The following is a 25,634-nucleotide window of genomic DNA, read 5'->3' as shown; positions in this document are numbered from 1 at the left end:
GATCACAGTCTTGCACGGCGTAGACGCAGCGCATTGCCGATCACCGAGACCGAGCTGAGGCTCATGGCTGCGGCGGCGATCATCGGACTCAGGAGTAGTCCAAAGACCGGATAGAGGATGCCAGCAGCCAGCGGCACGCCGAGCGCGTTATAAACAAAGGCGAAGAACAAGTTCTGACGGATGTTGCGCATCGTTATGCTGCTCAACCGCCGAGCTTTGGCGATCCCTGACAAGTCGCCTTTCACCAGCGTGATGCCAGCACTTTCCATCGCGACATCGGTGCCGGTGCCCATCGCCACGCCGATATCGGCCTCGGCGAGCGCGGGCGCATCGTTGATGCCATCGCCGGCCATGGCGACGACCCGGCCCTCGGCGCGCAATTCCTTGACGATCCGGTTCTTGTCTTCCGGTGAAACATTGGCGCGGACCTCATCTATCCCGACCTGGCGGGCGACAGCATTGGCGGTGCCCTCGCTATCGCCGGTCAGCATAACGACGCGAATGCCGCTTTCGTGGAGCTTAGCGATCGCGTAGGCGCTCGTCTCTTTGATCGGATCGGCAACGGCGACGATCCCCGCAGCCTTCCCGTCAACGGCAGCGAACATCACGGTTCTCCCGAGAGCGCGGCCCTCATCTGCGCGCTTGATAAGCGCTGGATCTGCTGCGCCTACGCGCTCCATCATCTTTTCATTGCCGATGGCGATGATCCGACCGTCGACTAAGGCCTGGACACCGGCACCGGTCATGGATTCAAAATCCAGCGTATCGGCAAGATGCAGTCCCTGCTCTTCCGCGCCCTCGACGATAGCGCCCGCCAGCGGATGCTCGCTCGCGCGTTCGATCGAGGCGATCATTCTGAGAAGTGCGCTTTTCTCGAACCCGTCGGTTGTTTCGACAGCCACCAGCTTGGGCTTGCCTTCGGTCAAAGTGCCGGTCTTGTCGACGACCACGGTATCGACCTTCTCGAAGGTTTCGAGCGCCTCGGCGTTTTTGATGAGGATCCCGTTCTGCGCCCCCTTGCCCGTCCCGACCATGATCGACATCGGGGTGGCGAGGCCCAGTGCGCACGGGCAGGCGATGATCAGCACGGCGATGGCGTTGACAAGCGCATAGGCCATGGCGGGGCTAGGGCCCCAAATCGACCAGATGATGAAGGTCACGACTGAGATGCCGACAACGACAGGCACGAACCAGCCGGCGACGGTATCCGCGAGCCGTTGAATCGGTGCGCGGCTGCGTTGCGCTTCGGCCACCATCCGCACGATCTTGGCGAGCAGCGTGTCCTTGCCGACCCGTTGCGCCTCCATCACGAAAGCCCCGGTCTGGTTGACGGTGCCGCCGGTGACCTCGCCGCCCTCTTCCTTGCGAACCGGGATCGGTTCGCCGGTGACCATCGCTTCGTCGACCGTGCTCGCGCCCGATAGGACAACACCATCGACCGGGATTTTCTCGCCGGGCCGGACGCGCAGGTGATCGCCAGCCTTGACCTCTTCCAGCGATATTTCGGATTCCGAACCGTCTTCGGCGATCCGGGTCGCGACTGGCGGTGCTAGTTCAAGAAGTGCCCTGAGCGCGCTAGAGGTCTGGCCCCGCGCTTTCAGTTCGAGAACCTGACCCAGCAACACTAGTGTCGTGATAACCGCCGCCGCTTCGAAATAGACGCCGACTCGGCCGTCTGCATCGTGAAAGGCAGGCGGGAAGATATGGGGGGCTATTGTCGCGATGACACTGAAGGCATAGGCGACGAACACGCCCAGACCGATCAGCGTGAACATATTGAGGTTCATCGTACGCACCGACTGGACACCGCGCACGAAGAACGGCCAGGCGCCCCACAGGACGACCGGCGTCGCGATAATCAGCTGCACCCATTGCGCCCAGACCGGCTCAATCAGATCCGCGAAAGGCTGTCCGGGAATGAGGTCGCCCATTGCGTAGATGAACAGAGGTATCGTGAAGATTGCGCTCACCCAGAAGCGGCGGCGCATATCTAGATATTCGGGATCAGGGCCGGTATCGAGCGAAACCTCTTCCGGCTCCAGCGCCATGCCGCAGATCGGGCACGAGCCCGGACCGACTTGCCGGATCTCCGGGTGCATCGGGCACGTGTAGATTGTGCCCGCGGGCACATCGTCCACCCCGCCTCCGGACTCTTTCGAAAGATACAGTTCCGGATCCGCGACAAACTTGTCATGGCACCCTGCCGAGCAGAAATGAAACTCATCGCCCTCATGCTGCGCATGATGATCCGTCTTGTCCGGCTCAACGGTCATCCCGCAAACGGGATCGGTTGCCTTGGCATCGGTACTGCTACAACAATCGCTCATCTGACATCCTCGAAAACTGCAAGCTCTATATACCCTAGCACGGTATACTAATTTGAAAAGGGCCCGGTTGGCGGTAGGCGGCCGTCAGCCGGGCATGGGGCCTAAGCGCTCTCTGCGCCCCGGTTGAAGAACCGATGAAGCGGAACGATGATCAAAGCCGCGTACCAGCCATAGAGATACGCGCCGAGAAGGCCGATCAGGAACGAATGAAGGGAAATCCACGTAAATCCTGGCAGAAGGTTTTGCCAAGCCTGATGCATATGCAGATTTTCCGGAGCAACTAGTCCCCAGGCCACGCAGAGTGCGAACGTGATCGCAAGAAACAGCGACAAGGTATTTCCAACTGTAATTATTTTCATGTCATCCTCCTGTTTATCAATCGCGTGCGGTATGACAACGCAACTCGCGCCATATAATACCTATAGGGGGTATATGCAAGGAAAAACGTCGCTGTATCTTTTACTGCAAAACCCGATTCAGACTATCGGGCTACTGTCATTCTTCGGAAAGGGCAGGCCCTGGCATCCGCGCCAACCATAATGCCGCAAGCGGAACGACTACCCACATTGCAATCGGAACCAGCCCTGTTCCGAATAGTGGGTCAAGCGGCATGAGGCCGCTATACCGCCAGCCAAAATCGAAGTTGATCGCAACATGTTCAACAATGATAGTGACGGCGAGGCCGGTGGCGACGTAGGCAAATATGGCGCGCGGAGGCAACGTTATGAGCCAGAGTCGCGATCTGGCAAGCCAAGCCGCAATGCGGTAGGCAAAGACCATGATTCCGGCATCGCCCAGCGATCCCAGCGAACACCCTTTCACCATATCCATGAATGTCATGCCGCTTTGGTCGTAAAAGGGCATCTGCCACATTTCCCACAAAAAGGCGGCGAGCGACCCGAACAGGGCAATACGGAATTCGGGGGCTTTGATGAGCATCGATCTTCTTCTTTCTACATATTTGCGCTTGTTTCGGGGTGAGAAGTCAGGCCGCATGGCTAGGGAATCAAGTTTGCCAATTTCGTAGACCGATTTAACTTGATTACCATACCCGTCAAGGGTATGCTGGCGTTAGTAAATGGATAGACGAGAAACGATGAACGAAAAGTTCTCCAAGGAAATAGCTCGGATGCGCCGTATTGAGGGGCAGGCGCGCGGTATTGCCAAAATGATGGAGGAAGGCCGCTATTGCATCGACATCATCAACCAGATGACAGCGATGGAAGCGGCGCTGCGTTCGGCAAAGGCGAAAATACTGTCGATTCATGCAGCGCACTGCATCGAAGACGCCGTGCAAAATGGTGACTCCGCCGAACAACGCCAGAAGTTCGACGAACTCATTAACTTGTTCGGAAAAGTGGGCCGCTGACATGAAGCGCTACCCTTCAGCCACAACAATATTCTCGCTAGGCCGTTTCTTGGATAAGTTCGGACGTCCCGTACGATCCCGAATTGTTGGCATCATCATGGCGATCGCCGTCACCATCTCGCCGCTTGGCATGGTAGGTATGGCAGAAGCGCATTCAATGACGATGGACCATGAGCCGACCCAAATGGTCACGATGGCGCATTGCGTTTCACAGATGGACGGTGACAACCAAAACCCATTCGAGAGCGCTGCGGATTGCATCGCCGCTTGCACGGGTGTCGCTGTATGTCTGCCCGCACTCATTATTGAGCTGACGCGGACGATTGAAACGCCTGGTCAGAGCATCGTCGCGACGCCGCACGAACAGTCCCCCGATTTCGAGCTACCCCCTCCCCGAACCTCCTGAGAATTTCGACACTTCATTCGAATTCCACAGGAGAATAGCCATGAAATATTTGGCAACCGCGATCGCATTGGCGATCGCAGCCCCCGCCGCCGCGTTCGACAATCACGAGGCCCATGGCGAAAGCCATGACCATATGGTGTGCTGCGATGGCACGACCGAAGAACGCGACGCATGCCGGGAACGTCACCAAGCGATGGGCCATGAAATGGCCGATTGCGACGGCGATCATCACATGAACCATGGTGATGATGCGAATGAGAGCGATGATGAGGATCATAGCTCTCATTCGGATGACCCGGCAGGCAGCGAATAGGGAGCGGCGGAGGCGGCCGTTCGCCGCCTCGCCTTTCAAAACTCACTCAAAATGGAGCGCCGGGATGCGAGTCCCGAGCGGCGAACATTATAGCTATGCAACCCATCGACCGCAGAACGATGCTCAAGACAGGCGCAATAGGCGTCGCCGGACTGGGCCTTTCCAGCCTGATGCCTGCTTGGGCGCAGACCGGCACGGCCGGTATCGGCCCAGAGATGCCAATGCTTTCGGGCGAAGATATCGCCATCGAGATCGGTGCGACACCCTTCACCGTCGGCGGACGCACGGGCCATGCGATCACGATGAACGGGACCTTGCCTGCGCCGCTGATCCGGCTGCGCGAGGGGCAGAATGTCCGCTTCGCTGTGACCAACACGCTCGACGTGGACAGCTCGATCCACTGGCACGGCTTGCTCTTGCCATTTGATATGGACGGCGTTCCCGGCGTCAGTTTTCCCGGGATCCGACCGCGCGAGACCTTCACCTATGAGTTTCCGGTAATCCAGGCCGGCACATACTGGTATCACAGCCATTCGGGCTTGCAGGAAGCGATGGGGCATTATGGGCCCATCGTCATTGATCCGGCCGATCCCGATCCGGTTCGCTACGACCGAGAGCATGTCATCGTGTTCTCGGACTGGAGCTTCATGCATCCGCACCAAATCATGGAACGGCTCAAGCAAAGCCCCGACTATTACAACCGCCAGCAGAACACGCTGTTCGACGGCCGTCCAATGACGGCGGGCGAGCGCGCGATGTGGGGCGGCATGCGTATGATGCCTTCTGACATCGCCGATGTGACGGGGGCGACTTACACCTATCTGATCAACGGCCATGGGCCGCAGGAAAACTGGACGGGCCTTTTTCGGCCCGGTGAGCGTGTGCGGCTGCGCATGATCAATGCGTCGGCAATGTCGATCATGAATGTGCGCATTCCTGGCCTTGCGATGACCGTCGTCAATGCCGATGGCGAGAATGTCCGGCCCGTCGCGGTGGACGAGCTCCAGATATCGGTCGCTGAGACTTATGACGTGATCGTCACGCCAACTGAGGACCGCGCTTACACGTTGGTCGGCGAGAGCATTGATCGATCGGGCATGGCCCGCGCGACCTTGGCCCCGCGCCTTGGCATGGAAGCCGAAGTCCCGCCTTTGAGAGAGCGCCCGACGCTCACCATGCGCGATATGGGAATGGCCGGTATGGCCGAGAGCGGCGACGGCGCAGTGGATCATGCCGCCATGGGGCATGATATGTCCGGCGATGGTGCGATGGAACATGGGATGCGCGACGGCTCGCTTGCGCCCGGCGTTGCGCTGACCCCCGGTGTCGAGATGATCGCGCCGATGCCGCAGGACCGAACCGGCGATCCTGGTCTCGGGCTGGGCAATGTTGGCCACCGCGTGCTGACCTACACGGACCTGATTGCACTCGACCCCAATCCCGACCCGCGTCCGCCTTCTCGCGAACTCGAAATCCACCTCACCGGCAATATGGAGCGCTATATGTGGTCGTTCGACGGGCGGCGCTTCAGCGAACAAGTTGAGCCGTTTCGGTTCGCACGCGATGAGCGCGTCCGCGTCAAGCTCGTCAACGACACGATGATGACGCACCCGATCCATCTGCACGGGCATTTTTTTGAAATCGTCAACGGGCATGATGGACACCAGCCGCGTAAGCATACGGTCAATGTACTGCCGGGCGGGTTCGTGCGGTTCGATTTCACGGCTGACGCGCCCGGAGACTGGGCGTTCCACTGCCATTTGATGATGCACATGCATGCCGGGATGTTCAACATCGTCACCGTGCGGCCGCTCGAAGGAGAAGGTGCATGAAGAGGTTGATCACACTCACGGCATTGCTCGCCGCCGCACCCGCACCCGCTGCCGCACAGCATCAGGGACATAATCAGCCAGTAACCGAAGAGCAGGGTGAGCACGATCCTTCGACCACCGGCGGTCATGCTGGTCAGGGGACGACGGCGGGGCAGCATGAGATCCATGGCGAGGAAGAAGGTGATGATCCGCATGCCGGGCATCACATGACGAACGACGACGCCCCAGATCACGATCATGGCATGGGTCAAGCCAGCCCGGATGATCCACCTATGGATCACACTGGGCATGCCAGCCATCGGACGGGCAGTGAGGGTTCTATCGATGACGGTCAAAGCGGTCATGCGATGCATCAGTCCGGCTCGCTAAGCAGCGGCGAAACCGATCCGCATGCCGGTCATCAGATGGACGAAGCGTCAGCCGCTGATGCCCATCAGGGCCATGACATGGGTGCTATGGATCAGGATTCGGCAATCCCGCAATCCGGCCCACCGCCTGAGGCATTCTCCGGCCCTGCTCACGCAGCCGATACGGTCTTTCCGCCCGAAGTCATGGCAGAGGCGCGCTCCTCGCTTCCACCCGAACTGGGCGGTGCCATGCACAGTCTGATCAGCATCGACCGGCTCGAAGCGCAGATCGCCGACGGCGAGGATGGCTATGTCTGGGAGCTCAACGCCTGGTATGGCGGCGATATCGACAAGCTCTGGGTCAAGAGCGAAGGCGAAGGCGAATTCGGCGGAGCTCTCGAAGAAGCCGAAATCCAAGCATTGTGGAGCCATGCCATTGGTCCGTATTTCGACGTTCAGGCCGGTATTCGCTACGATATCCGCCCTGAACCCGATCGGGCTCATGCGGTGTTCGGTATCCAGGGACTGGCCCCCTATTTCTTCGAGATCGACGTTGCGGGCTTCCTTTCCGACGAGGGCGATCTCACCGGACGGATCGAAGCCGAATATGATCAGCGCATCACGCAACGCTTAATTTTGCAGCCACGCGTCGAGCTGAATCTGGCAGCGCAGGACATTCCTGAGATTGGCATTGGGGCGGGTTTGAGCGCGTTCGAAGCAGGTTTGCGTCTGCGCTACGAATTCGTCCCGGAATTTGCCCCGTACATCGGCGTCGAATGGCAACAGCAGATGGGCGACACCGCAGACTTTGCCCGGGCGGCCGGAGAGGACCCGAGCCGCGTCGTCTTCCTCACAGGAGTAAGAATATGGTTCTAAATCGCATCATCATCGCGCTGTTGGCTGCATTGGCCTTTTCAACGGCAGCATTTTCTCCCGCATTCGCGCACCGCGATCACAACGCCGGCACAACGGAAGCCGCGCAGTCGGAACCGATACCCGAACCCGATCATTCGGCGGTCGAAGCCGACGGCGGGCACCATGCTGCCCCGGCAATGGCGGGAATGGATGAATCGGCAGAAACGCCGAAAGGATTTTTCGCCAAGCTGATCGACTGGTTGGGCCGCACCCACCCGATGATCGTGCATTTCACACTGGCACTTTTCCCGACGGCGTTGCTCGCAATGGTCGTCGCGCGGCGCCGGGCCGAGTGGAACGGCACTGCACGTTTCCTCATTCTTGGCGCCGGGATCGCCGCCGTTCCCGCCGCCTTGCTTGGGTGGTTTGCGGGTGGCTTTGCGCTGACCGGCGACGACAGTCTGCTTGTCGTCCATCGCTGGCTTGGCACCGGGATCGCGATTGCCGGAACCGGTCTTGCTCTTTCGGTATGGCGCGGCTGGACGGCGGCGTCGGGCCGGGCCGCCTTCGCATCAGTCATCATCTTCACAGCGGCGCTGGCCGTGCAGGGCTGGTACGGCGGCGCGCTGGTTCACGGTGCCGATCACCTCGCTTGGTAGGAGAAAGGGTTTGGTCCGATGAATTTGCACAAGATCACAATCACCGGCCGGGCCGATCGATCATGCGATGGGCCGAAAATCGTAACATTATGGCCCGCCCATCAGCAGGCTCCGCCAGCCGGCACGCTGGCCGACCCTATTGCCGAACGAGCCAATCGCGACCCGGAGACCGGCAAATGATTCGACGCAATTCGACTTTTCGACGGGCGTTGGTCGTTCTGTTCCCGGATTTCGCTCGAATACTCGGAGGGCCATTTTGGCGTTCCGTGACGAGACAATCATCCAAACTCAAAGGAGAAATACTATGACATTTTGGAATCGCCGCCATTTCCTGGCCGTGGTGCCTGCCGCTTTGATGGCGTGTAGTGCGCAGGCAACGCCCACTGAGATCGTCGTCCATAAATCGCCCAGCTGCGGGTGCTGTAACCTTTGGATCGATCACGTTCGCGCAGCGGGCTTTCAGGTGCGCGCCGTCGATGTTGCCGATACGACACCGATTGCGACGCGGCTTGGCGTTCCCGCCAATTTGCGCTCCTGCCATACTGCCGAAATTGGAGGCTATGTCATCGAAGGCCACGTCCCGGCTCGCGAAATCCGTAGACTTCTCACCGAACGGTCCGATGCCGCGGGACTTGCCGTACCCGGCATGCCACTCGGCTCTCCGGGCATGGAAATGGGCGACCGGCGCGAAAATTACGACGTGATCCTGTTCGATCGTGCGGGCGGCACGCGAATTTTCGCCAGTTACTAACCCGCGAATACCGGTCTCCGGCGCGACAAGCGACGGCATTCAACAAAATTGGCGCAACAATAAACTAGAACCAAGCGCCGTTAAAGTGAGGGGAAGTACCATGGCGCAATCGATAGCGTCCCGAATCCGAAGATCATTGGCACGCAACGGCGTCTGGGGAACAATCAAGCTGACATTCTATAACGTGTCCATACTGTTAACCGGCCAAGCGCATGATCATGGCTACGTGTATGACCGCAGTTTCGATCTCGAATACGGGGTCGATACGAGCGGCGTTGTTGAACTTGATGAAATGACAAATCCAGCCGGTTCGCTCGAAAATGCTGGACGCTATGAAGCCATCGATCCGGCCTGGTTTGATGATCTGGTTTCGAGAACCGGTATTGAAAATGTTAAGGAGTATCAGCTCCTCGACGTTGGTTCCGGTAAGGGACGCGTATTGATGCTCGGTGCATTGGCGGGGTTTAGAAACATGATCGGCGTGGAGATCGACGAAGGTCTGCATTCTTCAGCTATGAGCAATATGGAAACGTTCAACCAACGTGTTCCTCATGCCGATTTTGTTTTGCACAATGTCGACATTCGCGACTTCGACATCCCGCTGGGTCCTATGTTGTGTTTTGCCAATAATCCCGTTGGCCAGCCGCTCTTCCAGCAGTTCGTGACGAAGATCGCAGAGTCGCTTTCCGCTCATCCCAGGGTGTTCGTTTTCATCTATCTGCATGCCAATCATCCGGAAGCTTTTTCAGGTCGGAATTGGGTCGAAGTTGATAGCGGCCTTATGGACGATTCAGACAGGCATCCTTATTCTATCTACAGCTGGACATCCTAAGTCGCTTCAAAGCAACCTATTTGGCTGCGCGGCGGCGCTTTCGTCGCCGTCGCCAAGCGTAATATCCTAGCCGGCTGGGAAACATAACAAACCCGGTGAGGATGATCACAAGTCCAAGAAAAGTGACGCCTATCAGTAGCGGCGTGTTGAAATTCTCATGATTCTTGAAATCCATGATATGAAGCGACCACAGGAAATCGAATGTACGCCAAAGCGTTGATCGCCGCGCCGTCACCTGACCCGTGTCCGCGGCGACATAAACTGCGCGGCTCGCCTGCTCGAACTCGACGCGCCACGCCGGAAGCGCGCCCCGATATTCGGTAGATTCTTCCTCGACGAATGTTAAGCCGATTGCTTCGTCGTTTCCCGTGAGATGCGATTCCGCAATGGTCTGGGCAAATTCGCTCGTAACTGGCGAAAGCCGCTGTCCGTCGCCTAAGTCGTATAAAGACCGAGCGTCATCAACTGATGTCAGAACGACAACCGGACGATCCAAGAGCCTTCGGACTTCGAGCGTCAATGGCTGGTAACCTTCGGGAAGATTCAAGGCCGCGAACTGGGCGCTCATCTCATCGATAACGAGGGGCTCAACCTCTTGGTTCGCGATCCGATGCTCGCTGCGAACCGTCTCGATCGGCGCAATAGCGAAAAACAGACCGCTTACGAACCAGAACAGAATTTGAACGGCCATCAACAATGCGAGCCATTTGTGTATCCAGCTTGCCCATTTGGCCATTGCGTCTACTCCCCCGGATATTGGTACCTGAAACAGGATAGGACAAAGGAAGAGCCAAGTGCTTGCAGTGCCCCCATCTTGAACCGGTGTAAGAAGCATGCCGGGCGGCGAAACATCAAGCAACCGATTTGCGATCTGTGAGCTGCTATCCGTCTATCCGGTATCCCAATTCTCCTCTAGGCCCCCCATGGATCACCCTCGTACACATCTCCGGTCCAGTCCACACCGTCGCCGGTGTACAGTTCAGGCCCTGCATTGGGCGGCGTCCGGTACATGTCTTTCTCTTGCACCCAGAAAAGCAATTGGAAGAGTGCATCGACCTGATCATCGTGCCGCGATGCCGGGAATCCAAGTAACTCGTCCATAAGGTCGCCGAAATACTAACTTTGTAACCGGACTGCTTTCACCAAATCCCGTCAGCCAATGAATTCCTCCCAATCATCATCCTCGCTGGAATGCAGATGGCCGTAGCCGTCCGCCACAAAATAAATTGGCGCACCGATCATGGCCGGCTCATGCATCCAGCGCCGACGCGCCCAGTCGAGAAGCTGTGCTAGTGCATCGACCTGATCGTCGTGGCGGCAATTCGGGAACGCCAGCAACTCCTGACGAAAATCCGCCACCCAGTGCGCGTCGGCCGCCATGAAGACTTGTCCGGCTTCAACCATGCTGCTCACCCCTGCCGCACGGGCATATTTGTCGGCTTCGGGAGTTCGTCCGATCGGGCTAGGAACACCAGCCATGTCCTCTGCGCGAAGCGCCTGGATCAACTGCTGGCCAGACGCCTTGTCTTCGATGATGAGCGTTTGAGCGCCGTGCAATCGGGCAAGCTCGATAGCTTTGCGCCGCAAATCAGGGAATTCCAGTTTTCCTCGCCAGACATCGACAATGAAAAGGTCCTTCCCGCGTTTGCGGGCAGTGATGCATACGGAATAGTCATGACTGTCACCGGTTTTTATAGCGGTGTCCCAAGATTGCACCACCTCGCCATAGCCGTCGACGGCGAAGTCCGCGGCGTATGTCTTGAGCCAGTCGGCCTTGAACAGGTTGCCATCCGCAGGAACCGGATCCTGCTGATACTGTGCCTGGAACGCCAGGGAACCCATCGAGGCCTTCAGTTCTTCCAACACCTCGAGCGGTTCGCGAGCGGGATGAAGGACGTCGCCGACACGGCGATAATGTACCCCGCCACGTGCCAGAATGATTGATTGATCCTCGGTCGCGATTGCTGGCAGTGACAGGTGATCCCAGCCACCCTTCTCAAGCAGCATACCAGACAGATCATATTGGTGGAGACGTTGCATGACGCACAGAATTGCACCGGTGGCCTTGTCATTGAGGCGTGATGCCAATGTCGACTGGAACCAGTCGTTGACGGCATTGCGAGTTGTTTCCGAATTGGCCTCTTCGGGCTTGATGACATCGTCAAGGATGATGATATCGCCGCCGCGTCCTGTCAGCGTGCCGGTGACCGAGGTAGCAAGCCGGCCACCGCCCCGCGTGGTTTCAAAATCGTGCGATGCCGAACGCGACCTTGAGATGACTGTATGGGGGAAAAGTTCACGGTACCATGGCGCCTCCATGATCGCCCGGCAGTCGCGGGCCATTTTGCCCGAAAGTTCGTTCGAATAGCTGACGCAGACGAAATTGAGGGCCGGGTTGCGCCCCAGCATCCAGGCGACCCAGATTACTGATATGGTCTTGGATTTGCCATTGCGCGGAGGCAGGTTGATCAGCGAACGGCGGCTCTCTCCGCATTCGACCCGCTCCAGCTTGTGTGCGACCGCATCGAGATGCCAATTCCACTGCAAGAGCTCACCGCCACTGATCCACGGCCAGGCTTTACGCAGGAACGCGGTAAAATCATGACGGCACAGTTCTGTGAACAGGGCCTGCGGGTCTTCCATCGCAAGATCAGTCATCATTTTTCTTCTTTCCGGTTTTAGAGGATTTGTTGCTCGCGTCCGGTGCGGTGCGTCCGAGCAGTTCGTCGAAGATCTGCCGGTCCTGCGCAGAAAGCATTTTGCGGTCACCGCCTCGGTCTTCGGGCCCGAAGATCTGCATCACCAGATCGATGAGCGCCTTGATCGAGCGGACATCGCCGGCCGCTGCCCGCGCGGTCAACGTCTTGAGCATCAATTGCTGTTTGGTTCCGCTGACCCGCTTGCCGTTCATCTGGATTTCCATGCGCGAAACGAGTTCGGCATGGAGGTCCGTCTTCAACCCGCGCGAACCCTTGGGGCGTCCCCTAGGGTTGCCGGACTGACCCTTTTTCCAGCGAGAGTGCTTTGGCGGCTTGCAATAGCCAATGTCTTCATCGTCATTATCGTCCATGGCTCAGTTCCCCTTCGTATCGCGGTCGGCGGCGACCTGGTCGAAGGTGCGACCATCGCCGTGCAGGACAGGCGGCAGGCCGCTTGCCAGCTCGAGGCGCTTGAGCGCGGTGTCGACATAGCCGGGATCGAGTTCGATACCGGCGCCGCGGCGCCCTGTCCGGTGGGCGGCGATGAGCGAAGTGCCGGAGCCGAGACATGGGTCGACCACGAGATCGCCGCGGTGCGAGCAGTCGAGGATGAAGTCGGCAACCATGGCCGTTGGCTTGACCGTGCTGTGAGCAGCCAGATCGGCAGCGCGCCCTTTTCTAAAAGTATTCGCGCCGGCATGATCAACCACGTTTGTGCGATAGCGGCCGGTATCGCCGAGCCCGAAATTATTGATGTGTTTGGCTTTGCCGGCCTTGAACACGAAGACCAGTTCATGCTGGCTACGGTAAAATGCGCCGAGGCCGCCCACGCCCTTATTCCAAACAACGAGTTGCTTGAACTGGTCGTAAACACCGTCGGCGGCGTCCATCATCTCGCGCATATGGCGCCAGTCCATGCACTGATAGTGGATCGATCCATTAGTTGAGAAGCGAACGCAATTGCGGAAAATCACGCGCAGGAATGCGATAAATTCAGGCGGGCTCAGTTCGCCCGCCCCAACGATAAATTCACGGTGGCGATTGCGGCCGTTGCCTGAGACAAAACCGTCGATCGGGACGTTGTAGGGAGCGTCGCAAAACACAAGCGCTGCGCGATCCTCGCCCAAAAGCCTTTCCCAGCTAGTTACATCACGTGAGTCTCCACAATAGAGGCGGTGCGGGCCGATTTCCCACAGATCACCGATCCGAGAGACAGCCGGACCAGACTCGTCCGGCAGTTCGATTTCTTCGGGGCCGTCCTCCACTTTCGTTTCTGGCAGGGAGAAATCGAGATCAGCCGTGGTGAAGCCCGTGATCTCCAGCTCGTAGCCATCTTCGAACAAGCTGTTCAGCTCCTCGGCTAGCAGCGTGTCGTTCCAGCCGCTCAGATCAGCGAGACGATTTTCGGCGAGCGCAAAGGCGCGGCGGTCCCCATCGGTCAGAAAGTGCGCGCGGATAACAGGAACCTCGCGCAGTTTCTTCTTCATCGCCGCGCGCCAGCGGCCGTGCCCGGCGGCGATCATATTGTCGGTGTCGATCACGATTGGCACGAGCCAGCCAAACTGCTCTATACTCGTAGCGATCTGGATGATCTGTTTATCGCTATGGGTGCGCGCGTTGTTGGGATTGGGTTTCAGCGACGCGGGGTTGATAAATTCAAGGCGGGGGTGATTGATGGTCATGGTTTGGCTCCTTTTTTTGAGGAGCCCTTTCATTGACGATCAATCCAGGCTGATACGAAGAAAATTCTAAGGGCGGAATGGACGGCAATAAATTTATCCGCTCAATGGGGGGTGGCAACACCTCCCAGAAAAAGCTGATGCGCAAACATCGAAAGTGGGCCGTCTCCAGCCTCCTTACGAATATTTCCGATCCTATTGACGATCGTCGTGTCTTGCAGACTAGGCTGCGCCACCTTCAACAAAGCTGCGATTGCTCTTGCCTCGGGCGAATTGAGCTTTGGAGGTATACCTCGATCTGATTGGCGTTGCTGAACCTGGGCACGATTACCCGTCAGTTCCTCCAGCAACAGCATCAACCCGCCTATCGAGTGGCGTAGGATTTCATCCTTCTGCTTCTTGGCAAATTTTGTTTGGCCGAACCGCTCGGTGATTGATTTCAGAATATCCAGCTGATTCTTGAAATCCGACCATGATTTATCTGCGCCGGCCTTCTCCCCGAAGCTCACCCGCATCGCTAAATTGATCATCGGATTCTGTGCCTCCAGTTCCGTTTGCAGGCTCGTGATAAGCTTCGCGATTCTACGCGCTCGCGCCGAATCTTCATGCACGGTTGGATATCGCGACTGCAATAACCGGCCTATTGCGAAAGACTTCACATGAGCGGCAAAAAGCGCCTTGATTTCTTCCGCTTTCGGTGAATTTTGGAGGTTCAAATCGGCAAGGATTTGGTCGAGCAACTCTGCGCAAGGCACAGGCAGATCGTCTAGCGGTGATTGGCTGTTTGGTGACATTGAGTTGCCTCCTAGCCGCAGAAAATTCGCTGTTCGATCCGATAAGGAATTTGGAACCAAAAAGCCATGTTTGCCGACGGATAGACCGTCGGATTCTGGCCATGAGTGCGTTGAATCAGTGATTTTCCCTGTATTTTCCCTGCCTATCACGGAATTGACACCAGAGACTGGTTCGCTCTGGACTGCGTCGCGCACCATTCAGTTTTCTGTGCATGCGAGGAAAATCCGACCCTGGTTACATCCGGGCGAAATGTTTGATCAGAAATTGCCGGGATCGCTGACGAACAAGTGAAATCATGGTCTTCTCGGCGCCATCGGGGCCGCCTTGGCCCAGCCAGAGAGCGATGACGGCAATCCCGAATATCGCTGCGCCGAGAGGCGCCTTGATGGCCATGGCTGCGAGCGGACCGAGATTTCCCGTATCGAGGCTTTGTACCACCAGCATCATCAGGGTTGCTGCGGCAAAAGGCCGCGCGACGGCGGTGAGCAGGCCGACAATGCCGGTTTCGGCCTTGTGCGAGAGCAGCGCCAGCCCGCTTGCGAGAAGGGCGGTGGTGGCGATGAGCGCCCCAAGGGCCACACTGGCCGCGCCGTAACCGCCCAGACCGAGTGTCACGGTCACCGCGACGACCGATGCGGCTCCGGCGACCGAGAGAAGAGCGGCGGCGCGCGCGTCGCCCGATGCCTGAAGAGTGATGACGATGAGCTTGTATACGGCGTAGAGCGCGCAGGCCGGGGCAATGATCGCCAGAAGCGGCGCTGCGGCCGTCCATTGGGAGCCAAGCAGCAGGGGAAGCGCCTCGTCTGCGGTGGCGGCCAGGCCGAATCCAAGCGGCGCGGCGATAAGGCCATAGGCGCCGAGCATCGAAGGCAGTCTTTCCGGATCGGCGCTCAGCGGCCGCCCCGTCCGCGCGGTCGTCACGAACGTCACCCGGTTGAGCGCGGTGCCGATCTCTTCGGTGAAGATCGAGGAGAGATCGCGCGATACCGAGTAGAATCCGACAATATTGCGGCTCGAGATTCGGCCCACGACGATCTTTTCGATCTGGTTATGAACCGTCTGCGCTGCGGAGGCGAGGAACATCCACAGCGAAACGCCCAGCAACTCCTCGCGTTTGGCCAGCGAAAAGCGGGGCCGGAACGGGTGAAAGACATAGGATGCGACGGCATTCAGCGCCGACTGCATGACCGTGCCGATCACCAGGGCCCAGTAGCTCTGCAGGATCAACGCAGCCGAAACCGTCACCACGAATGAAGTCAACCGGACGCTCAACCGCATCCGCATATCTCGCCCGAAATCGAAATGGCGTTCGAAATCGATCACTCCGATATTGGCAAGGCCGTCAATAACGAAACAACTGGCCAGAACGGCGATCAGCAGGCCGAGCGCGGGTTCCTCGTAGAACCAGGCCGCCACGGGTCCGATGGCGACCAGAAGCGCAGCCAGAACGACCAAGACGAGGAGCTGTATTGTCCAGGCGGTGTCATAATGGGCGCGCTCGGGCACCGCGATCCGCAGCAATGCCTGGCGCAGGCCAAGCGCCGAAAAAATGTCGACAAGAGCGAGCACCGATGTCGCCAGCGCCACGATGCCGAAGTCCCTCGGCGTGAGCATCCGCGCCAGCACGAGCACGGAAATCAGGCCGATCAGCCGCAACGACCAGGCGATGGCGATGGCGGTGGCCGCACTTCGATATACGCCCTTGGCGGGTGCTGGCGGTTCGCCGGGAGCCCCTTGGCTAGGATTGGAGTTGTCGAGTGTCATGATGGGCTGTGGTGCCAGGGGCTGTTTGCGACATCCTCGATGCGAGCCGGTACAGGATTTCCCCGGACGGCAGGAAGGCTATCCGGCAATCTGGCGCAGTTTGCGTACCATTCTCCAGCTATAGGCTTTGGCGAGGTTTCTGCCGGGCCAACGCTCGGGAGCTTTCGGCTTCATCCCCATGCGCCGCACCATGCCGTTGAAGCAACGGGCATCGGATTCGATATAACTCCATTCCGAGCGCCAGGTGATGGAAACAGAGACCGAAACCTCGGAGCCGTTGGTGACATAATGCGGCGCCATGACGGGAACATAGATCGCCTCTCCGGGGCCGATCGGGCAGGCCGTGCCATGCTGGGCCATCTGTTCGCCCCAGGGCAGTTCGGGCCGTCCTCCGGCATGAAAAGCTTCATGGATTTCGTCGGCCGCGCAAGCCGGATTGCCGGCGGGAAAGACAGTCATGACCTTGGATCCGCGCAGCTGGAGAAGGATGTTGTGCTCGGGATCGAAATGATAGGGCGTGACACCGCCCGGAGAGGTCGCGAACAGAAAGCTTTGCAGGTTGATCATCGGCCCGGTTTTGGCTTCGATCCGGGGGCGCAATTCTTCGAGCAGCTCTTCGAGCAGTGCCGCATATTCAGGCTGTTGCTCCACATTGCGAAGACAGACCCAGCAGCCCGCTTCGCCGATGTCGAGAATAGTGTCGGCGGCCTGTTCGCGCATCTGTTCGGGCACCTGGTCGACGCCGATCGGCTGATCGCCGCGATTGCATTCGATCGACGCGAGCGGCAGGCGCCGCGCCAGATCGGCAAGCGCGTCCAGCTCGAGCAGCGGATGATGGTCGAGATTGTGCCGCAATATGTGCGGCGTTTCGGGATAGTTCTCGGCGAACTTATCCTGCGTGGATTGCGGAAATATGGTCATGCATTGGCTCCCAAATCGGCATTGGCCATTTCGCGGCGCAGGACCTGGCCAAAGGTGGCACGGCGCAGGGGACCGCCGATGGAGATCGACAGGCGGCCAAGCGGCCGGCGTTCCTGCCACATACGGTTCATCACGCTGTGATCCGGCGCGGCGCAGCTGTCGCACCAGTCGATATCGAAACGCTTCAACGCATCCAGAAACTCGCGCTCGAGCAACAGCCCGGGCGAGAAGCGCGCATAATCTTCATCGAAGGCGGTCTTGAAACCAAAAGCCCCCGGCGGCGTCAGAAAGGTTGAGAGCATCGCAATTGGCTTGTCATTCACCCTTAACGACAAGCGAGCGAGGCGCTGGCGTTCGGCGGCACCGGTCAGGCTATTTCTGAACAGGGTTTTGGTCGCCGTGTCGCACGCCAGGGCCGAAGCGGCTTCGCCTTTCCACCCGGCGGCCTCGAGCGCCAGGAATTCGTCGATCCAGGGTGCGATCCGGTCGGTTCCGGTTTCCCATTGGAAAGAGACTTTGCCGATTTCCGACAGTCGGCGTGCGCGGCGGTTGAGGTCTTTGCGTTTCCGGGAAGAAAGCGATTGTGCCAGATAGTCTTCGCCGGCAAGATCGGATGCAAGCAATGCGCGCTCCTTATCTTCCACGACGCCCCAGATGCGTCCGTCGCTGGCAAGAACCGATTCCAGGCTTTCAAAAACCGGCCCGGAGAGCGCAAACTCGTGCAGATGCAGGAAAAGCGACAGCTTCGTCTGGTCGTCGGCCCAACCGAGAAGGGCGCGCCAAAATTGCGTTTCCATCCCCCGGGCAACCAGGGGCGTACCAAAAAAGATATTGGGATGAAGCCAGTTGCCGATATGCGCGAGCGGCCATCCCTCATATTTCGACTCCCGCACAACCGGCATGAGCGCGCACAGTTTCCCGTGCCGGGTAAAGCGGAGGATGGAGATAGCGTTCCCGTCGTCAAAACTTGCGAGCGATGGAAGCAGATACCAGCTTTCGTAGAAGGGATTGGGCTCGGCGGCGCTCTGCGCCAGTTCGTCCCAGGCCTGGGTCTCCTCGAGCATCGCGCGCCATGGAACGCAGGTCAGTTCCCCGCAGGAAACCGACTGCTCGATCGTTTTTGGCTTGGGTCGTACCCTGCTGCCCATGAGTGCCCCTATTGAATATGCGCGCTAGCCAGAGGCAGTTACCATCCTAGTCTCACGATTTTGTTAATCACTAACGAAAAGAGAAACCCCGGCCATTCGCGGCGCGCACAAACGCTACGCTGAATTCCGGCGCAGACCCATGTCGCCCGGCTACTGCTGGTGGATTTCAACGTCGCGCTCGACAGGCCGCGCGCTTGCAGGATCGAAGGGGCTATCGTGCGTGTTCCGTGAAACGCGCGGGTTTCATGAATCTATCAAACCTTGTCGGCGTAGATCAGCCTTCCCGGGCCAAGCCGTTCGAGCACCTGCGCGATATCGGCCTGGGAAAAGGCGAAGCAGCCCTCGCTGCGCCCGAGCTTGCCCTGCTCCTGAACGACATTCGGGTTGGCGTACCAGGCGGAATGGATGACGATCGCCCGGGCCTCGGCATTGCTGTTCTGTGGATCCAGCCCGGCGAGCCGGCGCGACGCGCCATGGATACCGGAATAGGCCTGGCCTGTCAGATAGGCGCCCGACGATGTCGCATTGGATCCGGGAACGTTGGAAAAGCTCTGCAACCACCCGCTATGCGACGGATCCGATCCTCGTCCATGGGCCACCAGCAGCTGCTCGGTGCGCCCACTGGCAAGATCGACGATTGAAAAGCGGGGAAGGCGGGAAGGGACGTTGAAATCGGCAATGCCGATCACGTCGCGATGGACGATAGCGTCCTGATGCCGCTCCAGCGCCGCGCGGGCGCGCATCACGAGTTCATTGTCCGATTCGGTCGCTGGCGGCACGGCTGGCGGTGTAACTGCTGGCAGGGGCGCGGATGCGGCGGCTGGAAGGCTCGCTATCATCGCGCCGCCTGCGGCGAGGAAGTTCCTGCGGGATAATCGGGCCATCGATAATACTCACTCTGTCGTGGCTAAACGACAAATATCTGTATCCAGGGTCCGACTGCCTATAAGTATAAGCCCCTATTGGTCTGACTGGCCCAGTGAACGAGACAGAGCTGCATGAAAACGCTTATTTTTGTGATCGTCGGAGCAATGATCAATTTTGCCGTGCCGGTTCCTGCCAGCGCCCAGGCGGTTGGCGATCAGACAGGCGAAGAACCGGTCGCCCTGGAGCAAGCCGGGGAACCGGCCGCAACGACCGCGCTTGTCGGCCATCCTTATATCGATGCTCTTCAGGCCGCCTATGCCACGGAAACCGATCCGGTACGCCGGGCGACGCTTGCCTCCAATCTGGAGCGCTGGAGCCGGATGCCGGCTGCGCTCGGCCCCCGCTACCTGATCGTCAATGCGGCGGCCTTTGAAGTGTCGCTGTGGGAAGGCCGGCGCGAGATGGGGCGGTGGCGCGTGATCGTTGGCACCACGCGTACACCCACGCCGATTTTTCAGGCCGAAGTGTCCGGTGTGATTTTCAATCCCTGGTGGGAGGTGCCGGCGAGCATCGCCGCCGAAGGCATTGCTTCCATGGTGCGCAATCGCCCGGGAGTGGCGCGGCAAAGGGGCTATGTCTATCAGAATGGCCGTTATCGCCAGCGCCCGGGGCCCGGCAACGCGCTCGGGCTGATGAAGCTGGTAATGCCCAACCCTCACAGCGTGTTCCTGCACGACACATCGAACCGTTCACTGTTCGACCGCGATGTCAGAACGCTGAGCCATGGCTGCGTGCGGGTCGGGGATGCGCTGGATTTTGCAAGCGAATTGCTGGCCACCCGGCCGGGCTGGAACCGGGCACGCACCGACGAGGTGGTGGCGTCCGGGCAAACGATGCGGATCGATCTTCCAGAACCGATTCCGGTCTATGTCGGCTATTTTACGGCTGAGCCGGATGGCGACGGAGCGATCCGATATTTCCCGGACGTCTACAATCGGGATCGGCAGTCGGTTGCGATGAACGCCGCCGGCGCAGACCCGGAGGGCGCGGACCCGCGTTGTCGCCTGTCATAGGGAAAGCGCCGGCCTCAGCGGCCTAGCTGGCTGGCCAGAGCGCCCTGATCCCCGGCGGCAGGCTGGATTTGACGTCTTCGATTTCTCCTGCCGAAACATGCAGCGCGATCACCGCGAACGCGGCGCGCACCGCCGCTTCCGGATCCGCGTTGGGATCGGTATCGAAAGCCGCTTCGACGGATGCGATAAAGTCGGCGGCGCGCTTCTGATCCGTGCATGGCCGAGAGGGTTGCCAGCCTTCGTAGAAGATACCGCGGACAAGGGTCGGGAGCTGCGCTGCAAATTGCACATTCTCGTTAAGCTGTATGCGGTCACGCAGCACATGCAGCGTCGATCGGAGCAGGCGGTAGGCGCGTTGCTTGTCGTCCCAGCCGAGTTGTTCCATCACCTCGTCGAGCCAGACATTGGCATCCTGAACGGACTTGTCGAAAATCCTTAACCCGAGTGCGCTCATGTCGAACCTCCCTTGTCAGCTGGCCTGTTCAGCCGGTGCTCTCTCTCACACTGTTGCCGGGCAGCCGGAGCCGGAAGCAGGACTTGCGCCGACTTCGTCCGGTTCGTCCAGCGCATCTTCCTCGATAAAGATCGTTTTCCACTGGCCGCTCTCGCCGGGGAAATTGTCGAATATGGCTGCGACCAGATAGGGCATGATTTCGCTCATGCGATTACTGAGTCCGATGCTGGTGGCGCGCCCTTCGAACAAGGGTTCAGACTGGGGTTGGCCGGCTGGCCTTATGTCCATCCGAAGTTCGCGGACATATTGTGCGATCGTGGACACCGTCGGGGGTTCCCAGCAGCGATAGCCGTACCATTGCGGGTTGAAGGGTTCTCCGCTCCGATAATAGTAGCGATAGGAGCATCGCGGCCAGGAAGACATGACACGGGGCGCGCCTTCGCTGACGCTATACTCGATTTCGGCGATCAGCGTCGCTTCGGCCGTGTCAGCCACTGGCGTATAGCCCGCATTGCTCAGTCGTTCTTCAAACAGGGCCCGGTAATTCGCGAATTCCAGGCTGGTCTGCAGGTCGCTGTCCGCAGCTACAATCGCAACCGTTTCCCCGGTCGGCGCGGGCAACCGGTGCAGGCGGTATACATCGCATGATATGCCCGGTGTGCATCCGCTGGTTACAATCGCGATCAACAGGACGAGCAGGGCCGTGCGCAGGGACGGGATGAGGGTGTCTGCCATGGCCCGGTTATGCCAGCCCATGTCGCAGGAGAAATTGCGTTCGATCAAGTAAGCGGGTCTCGGGAACTGGCATGGTGCAGGCCATGATGCGGGACCGGTTTTTGGCCCGGACTGATTCAGGAAGGCAGTGGCAAATGGGGATGATGAAGGCGGCGATATTCGTTGAGCCGAACCGGATCGAAATCGCCGACAAGCCGATTCCGGATATCGGGCCGACCGACGCGCTGCTCAGGATAACAACGACGACGATTTGCGGGACGGATATCCATATCCTCAAGGGAGAATATCCGGTCGAACGGGGGCTCACTATCGGGCATGAGCCGGTTGGCATCATCGTGGCTCTGGGATCCGCAATTACGGGTTTCCACGAAGGCGAGCGGGTGATTGCCGGGGCGATCACGCCCTGCGGCCAGTGTTTTTCCTGTCTTGACGGGCATAGCGCGCAATGCGGCGGCGAAGCGGCCGGCGGCTGGCGTTTCGGCAACACGATCGATGGCGCGCAGGCCGAATATCTGCGCGTCCCCGACGCCATGGCCAATCTCGCCCGCGTGCCCGAAACGCTGAGCGACGAACAGGTGCTGATGTGCCCCGACATCATGTCGACGGGTTTTGCGGGAGCCGAGAGCGGCAAGATCCGCATCGGCGACACTGTCGCGATATTCGCCCAGGGACCTATCGGCCTGTGCGCGACGGCCGGCGCGAAACTGTCCGGCGCCACCCGGATCATCACGGTGGAAACCGTGCCCGAACGGATCGCCATGTCGCGGGCCATGGGCGCCGATACCGTAATCGATTTCAAGGCCGAAGATCCGGTTGAACGCATCATGGAACTGACGGCGGGGCGCGGCGTGGATGTCGCGATCGAGGCGCTCGGGACGCAGCAGACCTTCGAGGCTTGTCTGCGCGTGGCGAGGCCGGGCGGCACGGTATCAAGCCTCGGCGTCTATTCCGGCAAATTGTCCCTGCCGCTCGACGCTTTTGCCGCGGGGCTTGGCGACCATCGCATCGTCACGACATTGTGCCCGGGCGGCAAAGAACGGATGCGGCGGCTGATCGAGGTTGTCGGGTCGGGCCGGGTCGATCTGAAACCGCTCGTGACCCACCGGTTCAGCCTGGAAAATATCGGCGCGGCCTATGATCTGTTCGCCGATCAGCGCGACGGCGTATTGAAAATCGCCATCACGCCGTAACCGAACCGCGCCATTGCCGTCTAGGCTGCGAGCAGGGCTATCCTGCGCGGCTCGAGAATGCGGATACGGTCATGCTTTTCGATGCGGACCGTTCCGATATCTTTCAATTTCCGGAATGTGCGGCAGACGGTTTCCGGGGTCATTGCGAGATAGGCTGCAATGTCGGTTTGCGGCATGGGCAGCACGATTTCCTCATGGTCGCCCATCCTGGCGCATATATCGGCCAGGAAGGAGCACATTCTCACAAGCGCGCCCTGGCGGCCAAGCAACAGGCTGCGGGCATGGCCGGCTTCGAGTTCGGGTTGGACCGCACCGAACAAGGCATCGCTGAAGTCTCGTCTGCACCGCAGTTCCTCGCTCCAGCCTTTCAGGGTCTGTGCAGAGTAGCTGGTATTGGTCACTGCTTCGGCTGTGTAGCGATAGTCGCGATCGCGGGGCAGGCCGATGACATCGCCCGGAAAGAAAAAGCCCGTGACCTGCCTTTCGCCTTCAGCGGAGAAGCTGACGCTTCGCACAACCCCGGTTTCAATCCTGTATAGCTGTTTGGCCTCGTCGCCCTCCCAAAAGAGCGCCTGGCCGGGGGCAAGCTGCATCGAAAGCGAGCGTTGTTCCGAAAAATCCGGATGGAGCGGAACGACATTGTCCGTAATTCCGGGGCGCATGGCTTCCTCCCGACAGTTTTAGTCCAACAGGAGATATGTGGAGCGTAACGGCCGGCCGGGGGAGTCGGGGCTTATACCTATAGGGTTGTGTCCGGCAGGGCGGCCGCGGGCGCTAAATTTCAGGCTGAATGCCCAGCTGGATCGCCATACGGACAATTTCCGCGAGATTCTGCGCGCCCATCTTCGTCATCACCCGTGCCCGGTGAATCTCGACCGTCCGGGGGCTGCATCCCAGATTATAGGCGATGACCTTGTTGGGCTGGCCAGTGACCAGCTCCCTGAAAACTTCCACTTCACGCGGCGTCAGCTGCTCCGCCTTGGTCGCAAGGTCAGCGCGATAGCGCGATTCGTCGCGGCCCGTTTCGCGCCGCACAGCCGCCTTTTCGACGACATCCATCAAACGCGCGTCGGGAAAGGGCTTTTCGAGGAAATCCATTGCGCCTTTCTGGATCGCCGCGACCGCGAGATCGACATCGCCATGTCCCGTCATCATGACTACTGGCAATGCGGGGTCGCGTTTCTGCAGGCGCTCCAGCACCTCCATCCCGTCATGCTTCGGCATGCGGATGTCGAGCATGATGCAATCCGCCGCAGACAGGTCTGCACTGTCCAGAAACCGTTCGGCATCTTCATGGGTTTCGACCGCATAACCGGCAAGTTCCAGACGGCTGCCCAGGGCATCGAGGATTGCGGGATCGTCATCGACAAGGATTATTTTGGTCATGGCTGAATTTCGGTAGCCGCGGGAATGGCGAAACAGAAGCGCGCGCCGCGAGGGCTTGCATCTTCGACCCAGATCGTTCCGCCATGCGCTGTGACGATGGACCGACAGATTGCGAGCCCGATTCCGAGGCCTTCGCTCTTGCCGCTGACGAACCGGTCGAAAAGATCGTCGCGCAGGGCTGGATCAATGCCCGGTCCATTGTCTTCGAGGCAAATCTGGACATGGGTATCGCGGTGCGGCTTGGCGAAAATCCGGATATGCGGGGCCTCGATATCGGCGGTTGCCTCAATCGCATTGCGCAACAGGTTGTGCAGAACCTGCTGAATTTGCACCGGTTCGACACGGACTTCGGGAAGGGCAGCGGGGATATCCAGAGCAACCGTAATCCGTTTCCTTTCACTTTCCAGCAGCGAAAGGTCGACGGCCTCCCGGATCAACGGTTCCAGTGGGCAATGCCTTTTCTCGCCGCCCGTAAAGCGGACGAACTGGCGGAGTGACCGGATGATGTCGCTCGTCCGCTCGGTTTGCCGGCTTGCCTTTTCGATAAAGTTCAGAGCCGAACCGATATCCGGATTGTCCTCATTCAACTGATGCGTCGCGGCGCTCAGATACTGGTTGATCGCCGTCAAAGGCTGGTTGATCTCGTGGGCCAGCCCGGTAGCCATTTCACCCATCGACGCGACGCGGGACATGTGCTGCATTGCCGTGCGCATTTCCTGTTCGCGGTCCTTGGCCTGTTCTTCCTTTGTGAGATCGTGGACCATACCGACAAACAGCGGTTCGCCTCCATCCCAGACTTCGGCCACTCGCAGGTAGATAGGGATTAACGTGCCATCCTTCCGCAGCGCTTCGAGCTTTCGGCCGATCCCTATGATGTGCGCTTCGTGGGTCTCGACATAGCGTCTGACATTGGCGTCGTGCTGATCCCGGTACGGCGGCGGTATCATGATATTTACATTCTTGCCGACCAGCTCTTTATCGGCATAGCCCAGCATCGTGCTGGCTGCCGCGCCGGCCGACTGTATGATGCTGTGACGATCGATCGTGACGATCATGTCGGGGGAGAGGGACAACAGCGCCTTGAGCAGCAGGTCCCGCCGGCCAAGCTCCGTATCCGGTTCTTTCGGCGCCCTCATCGCTCGCTCTCCATAAGTGCATATCGCATGCCTGGCGGCATCCAGACAAGCTGCAGGTCTATCGCCGTGGGGGTTTTTCGCGGCGAAGCGCTTGAC

General features: G+C 59.2%; 29 protein-coding genes. 11 read left to right on the top strand and 18 right to left on the bottom strand.

Features of this window, described 5'->3' with window-relative positions; genetic code table 11:
- Positions 1-2 precede the first annotated feature (2 nt).
- The 3 genes from DFR46_RS08465 to DFR46_RS08455 form a co-directional block, all read right to left on the bottom strand.
- Positions 3-2,327: a heavy metal translocating P-type ATPase gene (locus DFR46_RS08465; RefSeq protein WP_116236051.1), complete on the bottom strand. Its 2,325-nt coding sequence runs from the start codon at positions 2,325-2,327 to the stop codon at positions 3-5.
- Between the two features lie 101 nt (positions 2,328-2,428).
- Positions 2,429-2,686: a DUF5676 family membrane protein gene (locus DFR46_RS08460; protein WP_116236050.1), complete on the bottom strand. Its 258-nt coding sequence runs from the start codon at positions 2,684-2,686 to the stop codon at positions 2,429-2,431.
- A gap of 136 nt (positions 2,687-2,822) precedes the next feature.
- On the bottom strand, positions 2,823-3,266 hold the full coding sequence (locus tag DFR46_RS08455) for a hypothetical protein (protein WP_116236049.1): 444 nt from the start codon (positions 3,264-3,266) through the stop codon (positions 2,823-2,825).
- A 157-nt stretch (positions 3,267-3,423) separates the two neighbouring features.
- Here DFR46_RS08455 and DFR46_RS08450 point away from each other — a divergent pair, with 157 nt between their 5' ends.
- The 9 genes from DFR46_RS08450 (at position 3,424) to DFR46_RS08415 (ending at position 9,691) form a co-directional block, all read left to right on the top strand.
- On the top strand, positions 3,424-3,696 hold the full coding sequence (locus tag DFR46_RS08450; protein WP_116236048.1) for a metal-sensitive transcriptional regulator: 273 nt from the start codon (positions 3,424-3,426) through the stop codon (positions 3,694-3,696).
- Positions 3,697-3,793: 97 nt separating this feature from the next.
- Entirely contained in the window at positions 3,794-4,102 is a 309-nt protein-coding gene (locus DFR46_RS08445; protein WP_147297648.1) for a hypothetical protein, read from the top strand.
- A 40-nt stretch (positions 4,103-4,142) separates the two neighbouring features.
- Complete coding sequence (locus tag DFR46_RS08440) at positions 4,143-4,415, top strand: hypothetical protein (RefSeq protein ID WP_116236046.1); 273 nt, start codon at positions 4,143-4,145, stop codon at positions 4,413-4,415.
- A gap of 95 nt (positions 4,416-4,510) precedes the next feature.
- Positions 4,511-6,247 carry a copper resistance system multicopper oxidase gene (locus DFR46_RS08435; protein WP_116236045.1) on the top strand — a complete coding sequence of 579 codons (1,737 nt, stop codon included), beginning with the start codon at positions 4,511-4,513 and terminating at the stop codon, positions 6,245-6,247.
- Entirely contained in the window at positions 6,244-7,470 is a 1,227-nt protein-coding gene (locus tag DFR46_RS08430; protein ID WP_116236044.1) for a copper resistance protein B, read from the top strand. The genes DFR46_RS08435 and DFR46_RS08430 overlap by 4 nt, the downstream gene beginning before the upstream one ends.
- Positions 7,461-8,108: a DUF2231 domain-containing protein gene (locus DFR46_RS08425; RefSeq protein WP_116236043.1), complete on the top strand. Its 648-nt coding sequence runs from the start codon at positions 7,461-7,463 to the stop codon at positions 8,106-8,108. The genes DFR46_RS08430 and DFR46_RS08425 overlap by 10 nt, the downstream gene beginning before the upstream one ends.
- An 18-nt stretch (positions 8,109-8,126) precedes the next feature.
- Positions 8,127-8,288, top strand: coding sequence for a hypothetical protein (locus tag DFR46_RS14815; RefSeq protein WP_162843434.1), 162 nt, complete (start codon positions 8,127-8,129; stop codon positions 8,286-8,288).
- A 124-nt stretch (positions 8,289-8,412) separates the two neighbouring features.
- Positions 8,413-8,859 (top strand): DUF411 domain-containing protein, encoded by a 447-nt coding sequence (locus DFR46_RS08420; protein ID WP_116236042.1) that lies wholly within the window; start codon positions 8,413-8,415, stop codon positions 8,857-8,859.
- A gap of 100 nt (positions 8,860-8,959) precedes the next feature.
- Entirely contained in the window at positions 8,960-9,691 is a 732-nt protein-coding gene (locus tag DFR46_RS08415; protein ID WP_147297647.1) for a class I SAM-dependent methyltransferase, read from the top strand.
- A 16-nt stretch (positions 9,692-9,707) separates the two neighbouring features.
- Here the strand turns inward: DFR46_RS08415 and DFR46_RS08410 are convergent, their stop codons facing one another.
- The 10 genes from DFR46_RS08410 to DFR46_RS08365 all read right to left on the bottom strand — a co-directional run bounded on the left by DFR46_RS08410 (position 9,708) and on the right by DFR46_RS08365 (position 19,581).
- Positions 9,708-10,526: a PepSY domain-containing protein gene (locus tag DFR46_RS08410; protein ID WP_211306398.1), complete on the bottom strand. Its 819-nt coding sequence runs from the start codon at positions 10,524-10,526 to the stop codon at positions 9,708-9,710.
- Between the two features lie 77 nt (positions 10,527-10,603).
- Positions 10,604-10,792 (bottom strand): hypothetical protein, encoded by a 189-nt coding sequence (locus tag DFR46_RS08405; protein WP_116236039.1) that lies wholly within the window; start codon positions 10,790-10,792, stop codon positions 10,604-10,606.
- Positions 10,793-10,843: 51 nt separating this feature from the next.
- Positions 10,844-12,334, bottom strand: coding sequence for a phage terminase large subunit (terL, locus tag DFR46_RS08400; protein WP_211306397.1), 1,491 nt, complete (start codon positions 12,332-12,334; stop codon positions 10,844-10,846).
- Positions 12,335-12,341: 7 nt separating this feature from the next.
- On the bottom strand, positions 12,342-12,761 hold the full coding sequence (locus tag DFR46_RS08395; protein ID WP_116236037.1) for a DUF5681 domain-containing protein: 420 nt from the start codon (positions 12,759-12,761) through the stop codon (positions 12,342-12,344).
- A 3-nt stretch (positions 12,762-12,764) separates the two neighbouring features.
- Positions 12,765-14,072 carry a site-specific DNA-methyltransferase gene (locus DFR46_RS08390; protein ID WP_116236036.1) on the bottom strand — a complete coding sequence of 436 codons (1,308 nt, stop codon included), beginning with the start codon at positions 14,070-14,072 and terminating at the stop codon, positions 12,765-12,767.
- A gap of 101 nt (positions 14,073-14,173) precedes the next feature.
- On the bottom strand, positions 14,174-15,061 hold the full coding sequence (locus DFR46_RS08385) for a hypothetical protein (RefSeq protein ID WP_147297645.1): 888 nt from the start codon (positions 15,059-15,061) through the stop codon (positions 14,174-14,176).
- A 37-nt stretch (positions 15,062-15,098) separates the two neighbouring features.
- Positions 15,099-16,628 (bottom strand): oligosaccharide flippase family protein, encoded by a 1,530-nt coding sequence (locus tag DFR46_RS08380; protein ID WP_116236034.1) that lies wholly within the window; start codon positions 16,626-16,628, stop codon positions 15,099-15,101.
- Positions 16,629-16,706: 78 nt separating this feature from the next.
- Positions 16,707-17,549: a cupin-like domain-containing protein gene (locus DFR46_RS08375; RefSeq protein ID WP_116236033.1), complete on the bottom strand. Its 843-nt coding sequence runs from the start codon at positions 17,547-17,549 to the stop codon at positions 16,707-16,709.
- Positions 17,546-18,697 carry a GNAT family N-acetyltransferase gene (locus DFR46_RS08370; protein WP_116236032.1) on the bottom strand — a complete coding sequence of 384 codons (1,152 nt, stop codon included), beginning with the start codon at positions 18,695-18,697 and terminating at the stop codon, positions 17,546-17,548. The genes DFR46_RS08375 and DFR46_RS08370 overlap by 4 nt, the downstream gene beginning before the upstream one ends.
- Before the next feature lie 254 nt (positions 18,698-18,951).
- Positions 18,952-19,581 (bottom strand): murein L,D-transpeptidase catalytic domain family protein, encoded by a 630-nt coding sequence (locus DFR46_RS08365; RefSeq protein ID WP_245953757.1) that lies wholly within the window; start codon positions 19,579-19,581, stop codon positions 18,952-18,954.
- Between the two features lie 114 nt (positions 19,582-19,695).
- Between DFR46_RS08365 and DFR46_RS08360 the strand changes: the two genes are divergently transcribed.
- The gene (locus DFR46_RS08360; RefSeq protein WP_116236030.1) at positions 19,696-20,637 is read left to right on the top strand and encodes a L,D-transpeptidase family protein; all 942 of its coding nucleotides are present in this window, start codon (positions 19,696-19,698) and stop codon (positions 20,635-20,637) included.
- Positions 20,638-20,659: 22 nt separating this feature from the next.
- Here the strand turns inward: DFR46_RS08360 and DFR46_RS08355 are convergent, their stop codons facing one another.
- Both DFR46_RS08355 and DFR46_RS08350 read right to left on the bottom strand, forming a co-directional pair.
- Positions 20,660-21,091, bottom strand: a complete 432-nt coding sequence (locus DFR46_RS08355; RefSeq protein WP_116236029.1) for a DUF2267 domain-containing protein — start codon at positions 21,089-21,091, stop codon at positions 20,660-20,662.
- Between the two features lie 45 nt (positions 21,092-21,136).
- Positions 21,137-21,826 (bottom strand): DUF4136 domain-containing protein, encoded by a 690-nt coding sequence (locus tag DFR46_RS08350; protein ID WP_162843432.1) that lies wholly within the window; start codon positions 21,824-21,826, stop codon positions 21,137-21,139.
- 134 nt (positions 21,827-21,960) lie between these two features.
- Here DFR46_RS08350 and DFR46_RS08345 point away from each other — a divergent pair, with 134 nt between their 5' ends.
- A complete protein-coding gene (locus tag DFR46_RS08345; RefSeq protein ID WP_116236027.1) occupies positions 21,961-23,016 on the top strand; it encodes an NAD(P)-dependent alcohol dehydrogenase in 1,056 nt (351 codons plus the stop codon).
- 20 nt (positions 23,017-23,036) lie between these two features.
- Here DFR46_RS08345 and DFR46_RS08340 read toward each other — a convergent pair whose 3' ends face one another.
- The 3 genes from DFR46_RS08340 to DFR46_RS08330 form a co-directional block, all read right to left on the bottom strand.
- Positions 23,037-23,678, bottom strand: coding sequence for a Crp/Fnr family transcriptional regulator (locus DFR46_RS08340; RefSeq protein WP_116236026.1), 642 nt, complete (start codon positions 23,676-23,678; stop codon positions 23,037-23,039).
- Between the two features lie 112 nt (positions 23,679-23,790).
- Positions 23,791-24,402 (bottom strand): response regulator transcription factor, encoded by a 612-nt coding sequence (locus tag DFR46_RS08335; protein WP_116236025.1) that lies wholly within the window; start codon positions 24,400-24,402, stop codon positions 23,791-23,793.
- A complete protein-coding gene (locus tag DFR46_RS08330) occupies positions 24,399-25,538 on the bottom strand; it encodes a PAS domain-containing sensor histidine kinase (RefSeq protein WP_116236024.1) in 1,140 nt (379 codons plus the stop codon). Before DFR46_RS08330 ends, DFR46_RS08335 begins: the two co-directional genes overlap by 4 nt.
- Between the last annotated feature and the right edge of the window lie 96 nt (positions 25,539-25,634).

It is taken from the genome of Parasphingopyxis lamellibrachiae, from assembly GCF_003385775.1.
In the GTDB taxonomy this organism is placed as follows: domain Bacteria; phylum Pseudomonadota; class Alphaproteobacteria; order Sphingomonadales; family Sphingomonadaceae; genus Parasphingopyxis; species Parasphingopyxis lamellibrachiae.
Note: the sequence above shows the minus strand (reverse complement) of the source record. Positions and strands in the feature narration are given on the sequence as shown.

Coding starts and splice junctions, on each gene's coding strand:
- DFR46_RS08465 (WP_116236051.1), bottom strand. CDS start 2,327: ATGAGCGATTGTTGTAGCAGTACCGATGCCAAGGCAACCGATCCCGTT.
- DFR46_RS08460 (WP_116236050.1), bottom strand. CDS start 2,686: ATGAAAATAATTACAGTTGGAAATACCTTGTCGCTGTTTCTTGCGATC.
- DFR46_RS08455 (WP_116236049.1), bottom strand. CDS start 3,266: ATGCTCATCAAAGCCCCCGAATTCCGTATTGCCCTGTTCGGGTCGCTC.
- DFR46_RS08450 (WP_116236048.1), top strand. CDS start 3,424: ATGAACGAAAAGTTCTCCAAGGAAATAGCTCGGATGCGCCGTATTGAG.
- DFR46_RS08445 (WP_147297648.1), top strand. CDS start 3,794: ATGGCGATCGCCGTCACCATCTCGCCGCTTGGCATGGTAGGTATGGCA.
- DFR46_RS08440 (WP_116236046.1), top strand. CDS start 4,143: ATGAAATATTTGGCAACCGCGATCGCATTGGCGATCGCAGCCCCCGCC.
- DFR46_RS08435 (WP_116236045.1), top strand. CDS start 4,511: ATGCAACCCATCGACCGCAGAACGATGCTCAAGACAGGCGCAATAGGC.
- DFR46_RS08430 (WP_116236044.1), top strand. CDS start 6,244: ATGAAGAGGTTGATCACACTCACGGCATTGCTCGCCGCCGCACCCGCA.
- DFR46_RS08425 (WP_116236043.1), top strand. CDS start 7,461: ATGGTTCTAAATCGCATCATCATCGCGCTGTTGGCTGCATTGGCCTTT.
- DFR46_RS14815 (WP_162843434.1), top strand. CDS start 8,127: ATGAATTTGCACAAGATCACAATCACCGGCCGGGCCGATCGATCATGC.
- DFR46_RS08420 (WP_116236042.1), top strand. CDS start 8,413: ATGACATTTTGGAATCGCCGCCATTTCCTGGCCGTGGTGCCTGCCGCT.
- DFR46_RS08415 (WP_147297647.1), top strand. CDS start 8,960: ATGGCGCAATCGATAGCGTCCCGAATCCGAAGATCATTGGCACGCAAC.
- DFR46_RS08410 (WP_211306398.1), bottom strand. CDS start 10,526: ATGCTTCTTACACCGGTTCAAGATGGGGGCACTGCAAGCACTTGGCTC.
- DFR46_RS08405 (WP_116236039.1), bottom strand. CDS start 10,792: ATGGACGAGTTACTTGGATTCCCGGCATCGCGGCACGATGATCAGGTC.
- terL (WP_211306397.1), bottom strand. CDS start 12,334: ATGGAAGACCCGCAGGCCCTGTTCACAGAACTGTGCCGTCATGATTTT.
- DFR46_RS08395 (WP_116236037.1), bottom strand. CDS start 12,761: ATGGACGATAATGACGATGAAGACATTGGCTATTGCAAGCCGCCAAAG.
- DFR46_RS08390 (WP_116236036.1), bottom strand. CDS start 14,072: ATGACCATCAATCACCCCCGCCTTGAATTTATCAACCCCGCGTCGCTG.
- DFR46_RS08385 (WP_147297645.1), bottom strand. CDS start 15,061: ATGGTGCGCGACGCAGTCCAGAGCGAACCAGTCTCTGGTGTCAATTCC.
- DFR46_RS08380 (WP_116236034.1), bottom strand. CDS start 16,628: ATGACACTCGACAACTCCAATCCTAGCCAAGGGGCTCCCGGCGAACCG.
- DFR46_RS08375 (WP_116236033.1), bottom strand. CDS start 17,549: ATGACCATATTTCCGCAATCCACGCAGGATAAGTTCGCCGAGAACTAT.
- DFR46_RS08370 (WP_116236032.1), bottom strand. CDS start 18,697: ATGGGCAGCAGGGTACGACCCAAGCCAAAAACGATCGAGCAGTCGGTT.
- DFR46_RS08365 (WP_245953757.1), bottom strand. CDS start 19,581: ATGGCCCGATTATCCCGCAGGAACTTCCTCGCCGCAGGCGGCGCGATG.
- DFR46_RS08360 (WP_116236030.1), top strand. CDS start 19,696: ATGAAAACGCTTATTTTTGTGATCGTCGGAGCAATGATCAATTTTGCC.
- DFR46_RS08355 (WP_116236029.1), bottom strand. CDS start 21,091: ATGAGCGCACTCGGGTTAAGGATTTTCGACAAGTCCGTTCAGGATGCC.
- DFR46_RS08350 (WP_162843432.1), bottom strand. CDS start 21,826: ATGGCAGACACCCTCATCCCGTCCCTGCGCACGGCCCTGCTCGTCCTG.
- DFR46_RS08345 (WP_116236027.1), top strand. CDS start 21,961: ATGGGGATGATGAAGGCGGCGATATTCGTTGAGCCGAACCGGATCGAA.
- DFR46_RS08340 (WP_116236026.1), bottom strand. CDS start 23,678: ATGCGCCCCGGAATTACGGACAATGTCGTTCCGCTCCATCCGGATTTT.
- DFR46_RS08335 (WP_116236025.1), bottom strand. CDS start 24,402: ATGACCAAAATAATCCTTGTCGATGACGATCCCGCAATCCTCGATGCC.
- DFR46_RS08330 (WP_116236024.1), bottom strand. CDS start 25,538: ATGAGGGCGCCGAAAGAACCGGATACGGAGCTTGGCCGGCGGGACCTG.